Below are 12718 nucleotides of genomic sequence, written 5' to 3'. Positions count from 1 at the left end.
TTTATTTTCCTTTCCGAGCAGATAATAAGCGCTCCATCAAATCATCCTGTGGACTTCTGCCTCCAAACTCCACAGAGCAGTTTTCTTTTACAATTTGGTAAATCTGATACCAGCACTGATTGACCTGTTTCATGTATTCACGACTCATCGCAACATAAGGTGATGCGATGGCAGCTGAAGTGGTTGGGTGCTTTGCAAGAAAGCCATACTCTGAAATACACTCTTCACACTGAATCCAACGAGAAACACTCATGGCATACTGCTCGATTAGCTGGTTGTTTACTAACATTTCGCAGCCACGATCCTTTAGCCACTTGTAAGTTTCGATATATATATCTTCTGCACAGAGGTCTTTGCCATTTTTCTGAGTAGCCTTTAAATAATCTTTTACAGCTGGCACATCTGCACCTTCTATATCCGTTGGTTCTGGCAGTACCATGGCACCATTTAATCTGCCATCAGCAATTTTATCGGTTAGAGCCTTTGATTTCCTTCCAGCACCAACGCGCTGACCGCCTCTCGCTGTTCCGTCTTTCGCCATGTTTTTCACCCCACTTTCCTAAAAGTCTTTAATACCCCCTTTGATTTCTGATTTTTACACGCGAAGCCCCAGGCCGTTGTCCGCCATAAGAGGTCTAGAGATTTGACCTCCCCCTTGGCTCAGCTACGAATCTGTCGATCACCGAGTTCTAAATGAATCTTGTTGTGACAGGATTTACATAAGGACATCAAATTACTTCTATTGTGTGTACCACCTTGAGAGACAGGGAGGATGTGATGCACTTCATCAGTGGGAGTTAGTCTTCCATCCTCTTTACACATCTCACACAGGGGATGTTCTCGTGCATAGCGGTCACGGATTCTTTTCCAGGCTCTGCCATACTTTTTGTTGACATCGCTTGACCGTTGATATTTGTCATAGCGTCTACGTTCTATTAATTTATGTTCATCACAGTACTGACCATCGGTTAAGTTCGGACAGCCTGGTGTACTGCACGGTCGTTTCGGTTTTCTTGGCATCTCATCACCTCGCTTTCTTGGCATAGAAAAAGCCCTGCAGCATGACCCACAAGGCTTGGTAAGTATTCTATCTTGCTGATTATAATGTAACATGGATGCCATAGTGGTATCTTGTTGCATAGTGTTGCAACATGTGCAAGTTATATCTGAATTGGATTTTCAGGAAGAACCACATGCTTAAGTGCTGCGTTATGCCACCTGTAAACAGTAGTCCTGTCAGCGTTCAGCTCATCACCGATTTGCTCCCAGGTAAAGTTATGAACGTAGCGGTAACGTAACACCATGCGTTCATCGATATCCGTTACTTTATTAATCACATCTCGAATCTCTGCTTTAAGTGCTACAAGATGATCCACCTCATCATTAATCTTGATTTGAAGTTCTTCAATTCGCTCCAGGTATCTGACAAACAAAGCATCGGTATGCCGCTGGGTTTGTATTCTCTCACCCCAACTAGGGGAGGAAACACTGGTCGATAGCTCCCTTAGCCTTTCTATTTCCTCAATGTTGGATTGGATTCGTTTATCTAGCCTGTAGGCTTGATGTAAATATTCTTTTGCTTTCATTACTCGCTCACCTCCGCTTGTAGCTTTTTGATTAGGACATTCCCATCAACAGAGGTAAGTTCTCTATACCAATCAGAGCGGAAGAACCTCTCCACCTCGTTTTTTATATCATGTGCAGGCCCATATCTAGGCCGTTTCTTTAGTTTCTTTAAGGCATCTCTATAATCCTTAACAGCCATCAAAATAATGGCATTGGCTAAATTTTGATAATGTTCTGTCATCGCATCACCTCTAAATTCGCCTTTACCGCATCAATCAAGGCATCTTGAGTTTTCTCCTTTTTTGTGAGTGCAAGCAGCACGTCTTCATCGATGGTGTCTTTGGTGATGATGTGGTGAACAATAACTGTATCCCTTTGACCCTGCCTATAAAGTCTTGCATTGGTTTGTTGATACAGCTCTAGTGACCAGGTCAGACCAAACCAGATAAGCGTTGAACCACCGCTTTGAAGATTAAGACCATGACCGGCACTGGCTGGATGAATAACAGCTACGGGTATCGTGCCATCATTCCAATCCTCAATATCCTTTGATGACTGAATTTGCCTTACCGGAAATCGCTCTTTAATCCGTTCTAAATCATGCTTATACCAATAAGCAACAAGAACTGGTTTCCCATTTGCTCCTTCAATTAAATCTTCCAAGGCATCTAGCTTTTTATCATGAATCATATGGGCCTTATTCCCGCTATCGTATACAGCACCATTTGCCATCTGTAGCAGTTTCCCAGAAAGGACTGCCGCATTAACCGCATCAATTTCTTCATCACCTAAGTTAGCAACCATATCTTCCTTGAAATCTGAATAGATCTTCCATTCCTTATCACTCAAAGTGACGAACACTTCATTACTGACATATTCAGGCATCTTGAGATAATCGGTAGATTTCATAGAAATGGTGATGTCTGATATTTGTTTGTAAATTTCATCTTCAGCACCGGGTAGTGGTTTATAAGAAAATATAATCTGAGCGTTTCGCTTATCTGGCTTAAAATAGGTGTTTCGGTAATGACTAATGTAGCGTCCAAGCCTTTGACCCAAATCAAGAATGCGAAACTCTGCCCATAAATCCATCAATCCATTACTGGAGGGAGTACCGGTAAGACCGACTATTCTTTTTACAGAGGGTCTTACTTTAAGTAGACTCTTAAACCGCTTTGCACCATAGGACTTAAAGGATGACAGCTCATCAATGACCACCATATCAAAATGAAAAGGAATACCACTTTTATGAACCAACCAATCCACATTCTCACGGTTAATAATGTATAGCGTTGATTGTTTCTTGAGGGCATCGATTCTTTCTTTTTCCGTTCCCACTGCCACTGAATAAGAGAGTCCTTTTAAATGATCCCACTTTTTGATTTCGGCAGGCCATGTATCTCTTGCTACTCTTAAAGGCGCAATCACTAACACCTTGCAAACGAGGAAACTATCCAAACACAAATCAAAGATGGCGGATAAGGTAATCACACTTTTACCTAAACCCATTTCAAGAAATACAGCCGATATGGGATGGGATAAAATGAATTCAGTGGCATAGCTTTGGTATTCATGTGGCTTGTATTTCACTAAGTATCCCTCCAATCTGTTCTATATCATCAAGGCAATAGACTAGAAAACCTAATGCCTCTAATTGCTTCTTTCTTTTTTTCTGTAAAGGTCGCATCTTTTTTCCTGTTGCCTTACATTCGACAAAAGCGATTCTTCCCATGGGGAGTAATACAATGCGGTCGGGCATGCCATCTATACCAGGACTCACAAATTTCGGCGCCATACCTCCCATGCTTTTTACTGTCGTTACCAGTTTTTGTTCTATATATTTTTCTTGCATAAATGACCTCCAACAATTCATCAGGAACAACAAGCACAACTTTTAACGTTTTTTCCTATACGCGCGCATACACACGCTCACGATGCCTTACTACTACTATTTATTAATTTATTACTAAGTAGTAAAACTCTTGTTCCACTCATTCAAGTAAAGCCAAAATGTCGGTAATGACTGGGTTTTTAAGAGAACAAGCATAAGGAACAACTAAGGAACAAGGAACGACCTTACTCATTCTTCTCGTAACAACGTTGTCTACCGTAAATGGGAAAATTACTTGTTCCATTCTTGTTCCCTTGGTACTTGTTCCACCCATTAATCTTTTTCATAATGCCTGCAATGGCATAGGAGTCCGCAGGTTTCATGGCGGAGGCATCCCTTCCAAAGCATTCACACCAAATTTCCATATTACAAACAAGCGTACGTTCTACCGTGCCAACACGGGATTCCCCACCAAATTCACTACCGTTTAGGTAGTTTCTTCGCTCGTATAAGGACAGGTCATTCCAGTCATCGGGTAAAAGCGTATCGAGGTAAGTGCGAACAAGCCCTTCTCGCTCATCACTTTCCATAGCATCTGCCTGCTCATTCGTTGCCAACTCTACATCACTGCCCTCTAAATAGAGCTTTTCACCTTTGGCATAAAGCACCAAAGTTTCTGCCCAAATCTGCTCTACATCGTATACGGACATCTGCCATGCTCTTCTTTTACCGTCACCACTAATACGCACAGGCCAGAATCTACGGTTACCCGTGATGTCTCGCAAAAATCCACTTTCTGCATTGGTAGAGCCGACAATGATACATTGACGTGGGTGGCTTTCCACATTCACACCATAACTGGCACGATATTTATCATCGGATCTTGAAATAAAAGATTTCACAACTTCCACATCGGTTTTTCGCATACCGGCTAGTTCACCCAGTTCTAGAATCCAGTACCCTTGAAGTTTTTCAGGACCTGCTTTATCTTTCATATCGGTGAGGGTTAAACTATCGGAAAACCAATCACCTGCAAGCTTTGCAAAGAAGGTGGATTTACCGATTCCTTGTGGTCCATTTAGAATTAAGACACTATCGAATTTTGTACCAGGATGATAAATTCTAGCGACTGCTGCCACCATCATTTTTCTAGTAACGGCTCTGGTATAGGAATTATCTGTTGCATTGAAGTAATCAATCAGCAAGGTTTCGACACGGTCGATTCCGTCCCACTCTGGTAAATGATCCAGATATTCTTTTATAGGATGGTAGGATCGTTCTGCTGCGACTGCTAATATTGCGTCCTTTGTTTTGGTTGGGGAGTAGATGCCGTACTTGTTGGATAGATATACCTTAAGGGCTGCATTGTCTGAATCATTCCAGCCACCCTTCATCTGTTCCCAAGGCAGTCCTTCTCTAGCATCGATTCCATCACGGTGCTTATTAAAAGCAATAGATTCTAGTTCTGAATCGTTACGGATGATGAGAACTATATTATCCAAGGTGTCCTTAATCTTTCCTTGCTTATCCAGTTCAAGTGCTGTCTGCCAATTGTCCTCCGTAAAATCAATGGTTGCCTGTTCCATCCGCTCTTTCGTAAACTGTGCTTTTACTTCATCATCTTGGATGGCAAATTCGCACATGTTGATAAAGGATGGTAGTTTACTTGGTGGTGTACTTTCTGTCGCTCGATCATCTAAATGACCAAACTTATGAATGCGAACAAGGTCAAAAGCATTAAGAAGCCGCCCATTTGCAGGGTCTGTTGCGTGGTGGGAATAGGCAAACTTATCATCATAGAGGATAACCCCGGCACTAGAATCAGCCGGGATATAATCATAGCGACCAGTCATTGCTGAAGGCTCGTATATATCCTTTAAGAAGGTATCAATTGCACTGCTTACTGAGTAGCTACGACAAAAAGTACCGATAACACCTTCTTTAGAAAGTGGATCGGCTTGTTCCTTTAATGAGCGATCAAGTACTTCTGACTGCCTAGAGGATACGGGCCAAGTACTGGTGTCTCGCCAATCATCGTATTTATTTAGAAATACCTCAGGATCAAGAATGGAGCCATCTTTCTCTTCATACACAAAAATGCCGTTTCTTGAAGTAGATGGCCAATACATTAATCGTTCTGGTTCATAGGTTGTGTCATCAAAAAGGTCGATGCCGATTTCTTTTGCGACCATGCGACTAACGGCTGCATACTCTTCCTCACCCACATCACGAAAGAGTGGAATGATCAGCCTAAGCCTTGGATTTTCCGGGGTATGCTTATGTGTGGAATAAATACAGCACTGATAAGGGAAGAAGGTAGAGATTTCTTCCCAGATAGTACTTGTGCCATAATCCATATCAAGGGTGAGCATAGAACGAGATAGAACATTTCCTTTTTTACGTCTGCCATCTTTTAAGTGACCCCCAACAAAACCACCGACATCTTTAATGGAATCTTGACCACCTTTTCTCATTTTCCGATATTCTTCTACGGTTTCAGTAGTACGCTGTGTGGTCTTAACCCTGGAGCAAAAGTCCTCCCAGCTGATGTCTGTGTTTTTCCATTTCTTATCCATTCGGCTGTTGCCGTATGCTATCTTCATAGAGATTCTACCTCCTTGAAATCTTTATTAAAGTATCTGACCGGCTGTCTGCGTTTCTTTGCTTTTTCGATTTCAATACTCATACCTCTTGAAATCACATCACCTAGAACCCAGACCTCTTGGCATTTGCCCATCAGGATAATATCCATAAAAATAGCGAGGTCACGCTCTTTCTCATTGCTGTCATCCATGAATTGCGGAAACATAAGATGTGGAGCAAGCGGGATATTGCCTTTGTCTAAAGCAAAACGACAAAATGCTCGTGTGCGCTTATTGTTGTTTTCAATATCGCCACTAAAGGGAGAGCAAATATAGACAAGGGGCTTAAAGGCAGCTTTTGCTGCTGCCTTTTCCTCACGGGTGATATTAGTAAGTGCTACATGGGGAGTTGGATCATAATAGCCTTCTAAGTTTTTCATATCAATTCCCATATCACACCTCCATCTCAATCTGCGGATAGATACCGTCCGCCTTTAACTGTTCATAGATAAAAAGTCTGCCTTTTTGCGTCCATTTGGTATGCACTTTCGTATGCTTTATACCTTTGCTATCTTCGTAAATGTGAGTATTGGTTTTGGTATATCCATTTGGAGCATACTTTTGATAGAGAAGCCAAATATCACCTTGCTTAAACTGAATGCCTTTTTCATGGAGATATTCGTTCATGCGCATGGCGCTCCATCCGTAATCTTTGGCAATAACAGAAATATTGACTGCATCCCTGCATTTAAGAACCACATCATAATAAGTAGCCTTGGGTTTCATCTCAGCAATTTGCTGTTGACCAATCGCAACGGCTGCCATCAATTCCTTGTTCTTTTCACGTTCCTCTTTTAGTGCAGTAAATGCTGCGATAGCAAGGTCTGGATTTGCGATTAAATCATCCGTAGCATAGAGTCCGTGTTTACGAATAGCAGGGAGGACTTCACTAGTGACCCAGCGCTTAAACTTTTTAGCATTTGGCATCTTGCTTGAGAGGATGAGGCTGTACAGCCCGGATTCATTGATGATAATCAAATCTTGTTTTCCGCCAAGGGTGTCACATTTCGTTACCCCCTTGTCCTCTTCGTCAACATGATCAATTAATGCTTTTCGGGTATTTGCATAACCAAGAATGCTTGCTACATCCTTGCCAACAAAATATGGTTGCCCACCAATCGTTGTAGTACGTACAGAGCCGAACTCTGCATTTTTGTAAACTTGTAATTCCATTCGAATTACCTCCTTGTGTTTTTTTGGAGGTCTTGACCTCCTACCTAGTAGCCTTGGGAGAAGGTCGAATCTGACGGTTTTTATATTCTTGTTCTAATTTCTTTGTTGCTCGCTTTAATTTCTGAGTAATGTTGTTTTCACTGACTCCTATAGAACTGGCATAATCTCGAATCGACATACCGTCAATGCGTACTGCGATAAACATATCTGCCCAATCCTGTTTTTTACCAAGAGCAGTATGTATCCATTGGCAGACAGATTCGTACTCATCTTGGTGATTGCGTTCTATCTCTTGAGAGTTATCAGCGAAAGTATCCATGACATCTATTTCAACTTCATCATCTTTTCGATAAGGTGTCTTGGGATTACCAAGATGCCTATGGTATCGACGCCAATGGTTATATTCCTTGTTGTTCATGAGGTCGAACATTTCTTGTAGAGTCTCGCAGCGTTTCACCTCTGCCTTCTTTTCAGGCTTTGCTTCTGCAAGACGTTGTTCATAGTCGATATCCAGAATTACGCTGTAATCTCCATCTGGAATTTCAATTGTGGTATAGTTCTTGTGACCGTTTTTGATGTTGTCTTCATATAAAACTTGTATTTTCATTTTGCATTCCTTTCCGTCCCAGTAATGGGTGACGGAATGCAAAAGAGCCTGCGGATAAGATGACCACAAACTTCGCTTGTCCTAAAAAAGAGCGCACGAAATTACGGTGGGTGCATCTTCATTCCAAACACAGTCTTTATCACTGTGTTCCGAACTCTCTATGCATCCCGCCGTCCGTATGCGCAATAGGACTTTGAGACTGATAAATTTAAAGAGGGATTCCCTCATCTATAATTGTAATCAGTCTCAAATAGTAAGTAAATTTCTGAATTTTTTGCTTACTATTAATAAAAATCAACATTCAAAGCTTATTGTTTTGATTACTAAAATTTGATATAATGAATTAACGATTATTTATTCAATTACTTATGACTGTGATTTTATGTGTTTGTAGTATGAGGAGGAGGAAATTCTATGTCTGAAATCGAAAATATTACCTTAGAAAATGAAAACTTTTTTAATTTAGGAAATGATTATTTTTCTCTAAAGGGCTATCGATGTTTAACAGGTGTTGATGTTGTTAATCTCTCGCCTGGGGAGATAAAACAAACTTTGAAAATACAAGCTGATAGGCAAAATGTACTACACTATGCCTTTAGTGGTTCAAACGGTCTTTGTAGAACCACACCGATGGGATCAGTTAGAAAAGAAAACTTACTAAGTGAACTAATCTCTTTACCAAACGAAGTGGACAGCATACGAAGTTTTTTTGAGGAAAACGGTTTTTTCTTTCCTGTTAGTAAAGAAGAATACGAGGAAATCAATATACATTCGTTAACTGAAGTTGTGAATCATATAAAAGCAACAGTTCTTCTCATGAGTGAGATTGAAGAACCTCATAGAAACTATGAGAAAATACTATACCTAACTCTTTATCTACTTCTGTCTGAGCAAGTTTCTATCAAGTTAAATTCTATGAGCAAACCATATTCGACTTGTTATCATGGTTTCATTAAAACATTAGAAAAAGCCTCCTCAGTACCCGAGATTGACGGCACCAAAGAAGGCTTTGAAAGTGAAACGTATTTAATTAATGATTCAGTATATAAACCAACATATAATTTAAATATTGAGGAATATCAAGATATTATTTCGGGTAGTTCTTTGACAAACCGTTATCTAGGAATGAACGACCTTCGATACAAAGATATTGTTTATCTATATCGCAATGCACCAAATGAAACACCTGCTGCTCGTATTACTATAGATTTCCTATTTCATCTTATGAGAAAGGTAGGCGTGGTTAGTAAAGTAACTTATGAAAATGGCATCGAATTTTATGATGAACCAACTATTGAAAATTTTGATGACAATCTTAAACAGGCTCTTATAATAGTCGCAAAGATTGTGTTAAATGAAGAAATTAATTCAAATCTTTCTGGAATTGTGCCTCGTTTTGTGGCAAGTAAAATGGAGCCTTCATGGAAAACCACTAACTTACTTTCGGCCTTATATTTTTCAATATTTTATATGAGACCTGGTTCTGAAATATATAGAGAATGTGCTAATCCTGCTTGCAATAATCATTTCTTGGTTAAAACCTCAAATGGACGAAAAAAATATTGTAGCCCTAACTGTAGAAATGCAACTGCCCAGCGCAATCACCGGAAAAAAGTAAAGAAAATGGCTCAAAAATAAAAAATCACCGTCACTATGCAGTCCACATAGTAACGGTGATTTTTTATTTTTTTCTGTATACTTATGATTAATAATCTGATCCAACTGATACACTTATTTCAGCCTCTGTAGGTAAATTCCCACCATTTTCAGCTAAAGCTCTCTCTATCGAATCTGCTAAGGCTATAATTTTTTTCGAGTGATTTCCTGTGTAATGGTGCATCAAGTAATTGATATCGACCAAGATGCCTTGGACATGTTCAAAAGTATTATCATGCGCTTTCCACTCACCAGTACTTTCACCACAATTTTCAAATATACCAGACAAATCAAAAATATTTTCTCGTGAATTGTATGGCATCAAAAATGCATTGTATACCGTTGGATTATTGCCATTTTCATCTTTAAATTTATTGTTTGTACTTATATATTCACCATAAGTTATCTGCTTATGTATAGATCTACCCTCTGGCAGATGCATGGGTTCGCCAGTTAATCCATATCTATAATACTTTGCGTCTAAGACATAGATTTTGTTATTGCAAACCATGATTGTATCTGGCCTAAGAGCTTCAAATGTTCTTGTCTTACCTTTTTTTAGGTGCCAGGTTGCCTTTGGAAAATATGAGTTTTTGTTACTAACACCAAATACTCTGTCAATAAGTTTTTCCCATACATACTCGAAACTATCTGTCCCAAAATAGAATTGACGATTGTTTGTCTCTTCATCTATATACTTAAGCATTGCAATCATGGATGAAAAAAGACGTTTATCTTTATCATTATTCGTTCTGCCCAATTTATCATTTAGTTCAACAAGAAAACGCTTTATATTAACTGGAAAATCTGGTTTCTGCGGAAGTTTAGGCGTGAACAGCCAGCCTAATTTATGAAAACTCTCATAAACACAGTATTTATGTATCTGTGTAATCAGATTACGATCATTAGGTGTTGAATCCCTTACTGTTTGCTTCAAATAAATTGGTGAATTATTTGATTGTAGCAAAGGTTTTTGTTGACGAATAGTTTTTGCCCAGTCAGTATTCCCTCGATCACTAGTTTTATAGATAGGTTCTTTTTCCGTATAATAAGAGCGTTGCTCCAAATAGTAATTTATTACTTCCATATATGCATTAACAGGAAAATCAACGGATTGAGGGGCTTCAAACTTTTTCATGTGCAAAACCCTATCACTTCTAGTTGTGAATTCTGAAAGTACAGATATTAGATGTAAAATATCTCTTCTTCGTTCATTTTCTGTATCTGGCAATTGATAACCCATAGGAAAATAGACCATTGCATTTCCTGAATCAGCCTTAATACCTACAAAACGATCGCCTTCTTCATTCGTATTAACATGGCACTTGCTCTTCAGCAATTCAGCACTTATTTCCATAGATTATCACCACCTACTCAACATTATTATTGCTTACTTCCTGGGTAAGAAAAGCATCAATAACCTCATCCTTAAAAACATCAAGTCGGGCATTGCCTACTGCTTTGGCAGAACTTCTAGAATTAAAATGATTAACAACTTCTTCTAGACTTTTGTAAATTGTATTCTTAAAAATATCTTCACGAGAAAATTTAAATGCGTCATCCCACAGATATTTGAGAACCTTTTCTGCAAATCTATAGTTAAGTAACTTGGCTGCAATACGCTCTTTCTCTGAAAGCTCAAGATTGTCTGCTTCTTCATGATATTCTAGATCTGATGCACGAACAAAATACGTTCCGAGTCTCTTATCTTCAGATGAAGTCATACGAATGTTTTTGGTGACAATTTCATTATTTATAACTTCACAAAACCTCTCCCAAGTGACATCAGTATCCAAAATAGTGGTTGTAGCATAAGCATGCCCTTCAAATGTATTCTCTATCATACGCATATTCCAACGTCGTTGAAAAGCAGTATCAAGAGTGAACACATTCTGGTCTGATGTATTCATTGTTCCAATAATAGACATGTTAGAGGGAATGCGAATCTTTTTATTAGGATTACCATACACAATATTTGCTATATCCACATTTGTAATCCCATATTCACTAGTTCCATCATCATCGCGATCTAGAAGTTGAAACACTTCACCAAATATAGCTGGCGCGTTTCCACGATTGATTTCTTCAATTACAAGGAAGAACATCTTGTCAGGGTGGGTATAAGCCTTTTTCAGCAAACTAGTGAACGGCCCTTCAGTAAATTTATAGCTAACAATGCCATCAGATACATTCGGAAGAATTTGACCAATAAAATCTGAGTATGTATAGTCTGGATGAAATACAAGACGTTCCATTCTATTTTCATTATCACAATACTCTTTCTCAATTGTCCAACTCTTTCCAGAACCAGGAACACCATATAACAATGTATTAACTCCGCCTTTCACTCTAATGGCATCGTCATAAATTGTTAATTCTTCTTCCTCTTCAAATTCTTCTAACTCAAACAATGATTTTGTCGAGCCTAGAAATCCTAAATAGTTCTCCGTTGTGAACACATTTGGGTTATCCTCGAAAATATAAACTTTATGCGCCACCTCTTCGATATAATCTTCATTAAGTGAAATTGAATCTCTCTCGACAACCAATGTCGAAAGCTGTTTCAGTGCTTGTATAAGACGATTATCAAACTTAGAACGATATTGTTCAAATGACGTTACCGCATCTGGATCATCACGAAATAGTTTGATTAATAGTAACGTATCAAGAAATCCTTCAAATGTTTTTGTTGTAGCCACCAAGTATCTATACTCTGCCATAGAAATGGAGTAGCTACCAGTTGAACGCCCAAGCTCAATCAATATCTTATATAGCAACATAACAGGATACAATCTGTACTCTTGTCTTACTCTTTCGTATTCTTCATCTATTGAAGAACTGATATACATTTTTTCAATTTGACGCTGTATGATGTCTAAGTATAGTTCTGTCTTCTCGTATTCTCCGTTACACCTTAGTGTAACCTCTTTAAATGAATCGGTAATAATTGCATTTTCATACTTCGTGTTTGTCATCCTAATAAGACCAAAGAATGCCGCTACTCTAAGTGCGCGATAATTATTAGATATCTCCACATTTGGCTTTACCGCCTTTAATGATTCTATTTTATTCGCAATATAATCTTGTAGATTACCAGGAGTATCTTGAGCTTTAAAATCTTCCAAAAAGCTTACAAGATAACAGATACTATCAAACGCTGTAGGCTGTTTCACCAAATACCAACATTCATAATCTGATGCATTATTAAGTTCATTTAACTTGCTTTCTAATAATGGATTCATA

General features: G+C 38.9%; 13 protein-coding genes. 1 reads left to right on the top strand and 12 read right to left on the bottom strand.

Features of this window, described 5'->3' with window-relative positions; genetic code table 11:
• Nucleotide 1: 1 nt before the first annotated feature.
• The 10 genes from RBQ60_RS06375 to RBQ60_RS06330 all read right to left on the bottom strand — a co-directional run bounded on the left by RBQ60_RS06375 (nt 2) and on the right by RBQ60_RS06330 (nt 7819).
• Entirely contained in the window at nt 2-541 is a 540-nt protein-coding gene (locus tag RBQ60_RS06375; RefSeq protein ID WP_307885746.1) for a P27 family phage terminase small subunit, read from the bottom strand.
• A gap of 119 nt (nt 542-660) precedes the next feature.
• Complete coding sequence (locus tag RBQ60_RS15415) at nt 661-1020, bottom strand: HNH endonuclease (protein ID WP_307885745.1); 360 nt, start codon at nt 1018-1020, stop codon at nt 661-663.
• A gap of 140 nt (nt 1021-1160) precedes the next feature.
• The gene (locus RBQ60_RS06365; protein WP_307885744.1) at nt 1161-1586 is read right to left on the bottom strand and encodes a DUF1492 domain-containing protein; all 426 of its coding nucleotides are present in this window, start codon (nt 1584-1586) and stop codon (nt 1161-1163) included.
• Nucleotides 1586-1807: a hypothetical protein gene (locus RBQ60_RS06360; RefSeq protein WP_307885743.1), complete on the bottom strand. Its 222-nt coding sequence runs from the start codon at nt 1805-1807 to the stop codon at nt 1586-1588. The genes RBQ60_RS06365 and RBQ60_RS06360 overlap by 1 nt, the downstream gene beginning before the upstream one ends.
• Nucleotides 1804-3156, bottom strand: a complete 1353-nt coding sequence (locus RBQ60_RS06355; RefSeq protein WP_307885742.1) for a DEAD/DEAH box helicase — start codon at nt 3154-3156, stop codon at nt 1804-1806. The genes RBQ60_RS06360 and RBQ60_RS06355 overlap by 4 nt, the downstream gene beginning before the upstream one ends.
• Nucleotides 3137-3418 (bottom strand): VRR-NUC domain-containing protein, encoded by a 282-nt coding sequence (locus RBQ60_RS06350; protein ID WP_307885741.1) that lies wholly within the window; start codon nt 3416-3418, stop codon nt 3137-3139. Before RBQ60_RS06350 ends, RBQ60_RS06355 begins: the two co-directional genes overlap by 20 nt.
• A gap of 224 nt (nt 3419-3642) precedes the next feature.
• Nucleotides 3643-6000 carry a virulence-associated E family protein gene (locus RBQ60_RS06345; RefSeq protein ID WP_307885740.1) on the bottom strand — a complete coding sequence of 786 codons (2358 nt, stop codon included), beginning with the start codon at nt 5998-6000 and terminating at the stop codon, nt 3643-3645.
• A complete protein-coding gene (locus RBQ60_RS06340) occupies nt 5997-6431 on the bottom strand; it encodes a DUF7768 domain-containing protein (protein WP_307885739.1) in 435 nt (144 codons plus the stop codon). Before RBQ60_RS06340 ends, RBQ60_RS06345 begins: the two co-directional genes overlap by 4 nt.
• A 1-nt stretch (nt 6432) precedes the next feature.
• Nucleotides 6433-7212, bottom strand: coding sequence for a phage antirepressor (locus tag RBQ60_RS06335; RefSeq protein WP_307885738.1), 780 nt, complete (start codon nt 7210-7212; stop codon nt 6433-6435).
• A 40-nt stretch (nt 7213-7252) separates the two neighbouring features.
• A complete protein-coding gene (locus tag RBQ60_RS06330) occupies nt 7253-7819 on the bottom strand; it encodes an RNA polymerase sigma factor (RefSeq protein ID WP_307885737.1) in 567 nt (188 codons plus the stop codon).
• Nucleotides 7820-8233: 414 nt separating this feature from the next.
• Here RBQ60_RS06330 and RBQ60_RS06325 point away from each other — a divergent pair, with 414 nt between their 5' ends.
• Nucleotides 8234-9457 (top strand): CGNR zinc finger domain-containing protein, encoded by a 1224-nt coding sequence (locus tag RBQ60_RS06325; RefSeq protein ID WP_307885736.1) that lies wholly within the window; start codon nt 8234-8236, stop codon nt 9455-9457.
• Nucleotides 9458-9524: 67 nt separating this feature from the next.
• Here RBQ60_RS06325 and RBQ60_RS06320 read toward each other — a convergent pair whose 3' ends face one another.
• Together RBQ60_RS06320 and RBQ60_RS06315 are read right to left on the bottom strand one after the other, a co-directional pair.
• Nucleotides 9525-10832, bottom strand: a complete 1308-nt coding sequence (locus tag RBQ60_RS06320) for an LlaJI family restriction endonuclease (RefSeq protein WP_307885735.1) — start codon at nt 10830-10832, stop codon at nt 9525-9527.
• A 13-nt stretch (nt 10833-10845) separates the two neighbouring features.
• Nucleotides 10846-12717, bottom strand: coding sequence for an McrB family protein (locus RBQ60_RS06315; protein ID WP_307885734.1), 1872 nt, complete (start codon nt 12715-12717; stop codon nt 10846-10848).
• Nucleotide 12718: the final 1 nt, after the last annotated feature.

Source organism: Anaerotignum sp. MB30-C6 (assembly GCF_030908465.1).
Taxonomy (GTDB): domain Bacteria; phylum Bacillota; class Clostridia; order Lachnospirales; family Anaerotignaceae; genus Chakrabartyella.
This window is presented reverse-complemented; position numbering and strand designations above follow the sequence as displayed.

Excerpts from the sequence above, each read along its gene's own strand:
- RBQ60_RS06375 (WP_307885746.1), bottom strand. The coding sequence starts at position 541 with ATGGCGAAAGACGGAACAGCGAGAGGCGGTCAGCGCGTTGGTGCTGGA.
- RBQ60_RS15415 (WP_307885745.1), bottom strand. The coding sequence starts at position 1,020 with ATGCCAAGAAAACCGAAACGACCGTGCAGTACACCAGGCTGTCCGAAC.
- RBQ60_RS06365 (WP_307885744.1), bottom strand. The coding sequence starts at position 1,586 with ATGAAAGCAAAAGAATATTTACATCAAGCCTACAGGCTAGATAAACGA.
- RBQ60_RS06360 (WP_307885743.1), bottom strand. The coding sequence starts at position 1,807 with ATGACAGAACATTATCAAAATTTAGCCAATGCCATTATTTTGATGGCT.
- RBQ60_RS06350 (WP_307885741.1), bottom strand. The coding sequence starts at position 3,418 with ATGCAAGAAAAATATATAGAACAAAAACTGGTAACGACAGTAAAAAGC.
- RBQ60_RS06345 (WP_307885740.1), bottom strand. The coding sequence starts at position 6,000 with ATGAAGATAGCATACGGCAACAGCCGAATGGATAAGAAATGGAAAAAC.
- RBQ60_RS06340 (WP_307885739.1), bottom strand. The coding sequence starts at position 6,431 with ATGGGAATTGATATGAAAAACTTAGAAGGCTATTATGATCCAACTCCC.
- RBQ60_RS06335 (WP_307885738.1), bottom strand. The coding sequence starts at position 7,212 with ATGGAATTACAAGTTTACAAAAATGCAGAGTTCGGCTCTGTACGTACT.
- RBQ60_RS06330 (WP_307885737.1), bottom strand. The coding sequence starts at position 7,819 with ATGAAAATACAAGTTTTATATGAAGACAACATCAAAAACGGTCACAAG.
- RBQ60_RS06325 (WP_307885736.1), top strand. The coding sequence starts at position 8,234 with ATGTCTGAAATCGAAAATATTACCTTAGAAAATGAAAACTTTTTTAAT.
- RBQ60_RS06320 (WP_307885735.1), bottom strand. The coding sequence starts at position 10,832 with ATGGAAATAAGTGCTGAATTGCTGAAGAGCAAGTGCCATGTTAATACG.
- RBQ60_RS06315 (WP_307885734.1), bottom strand. The coding sequence starts at position 12,717 with ATGAATCCATTATTAGAAAGCAAGTTAAATGAACTTAATAATGCATCA.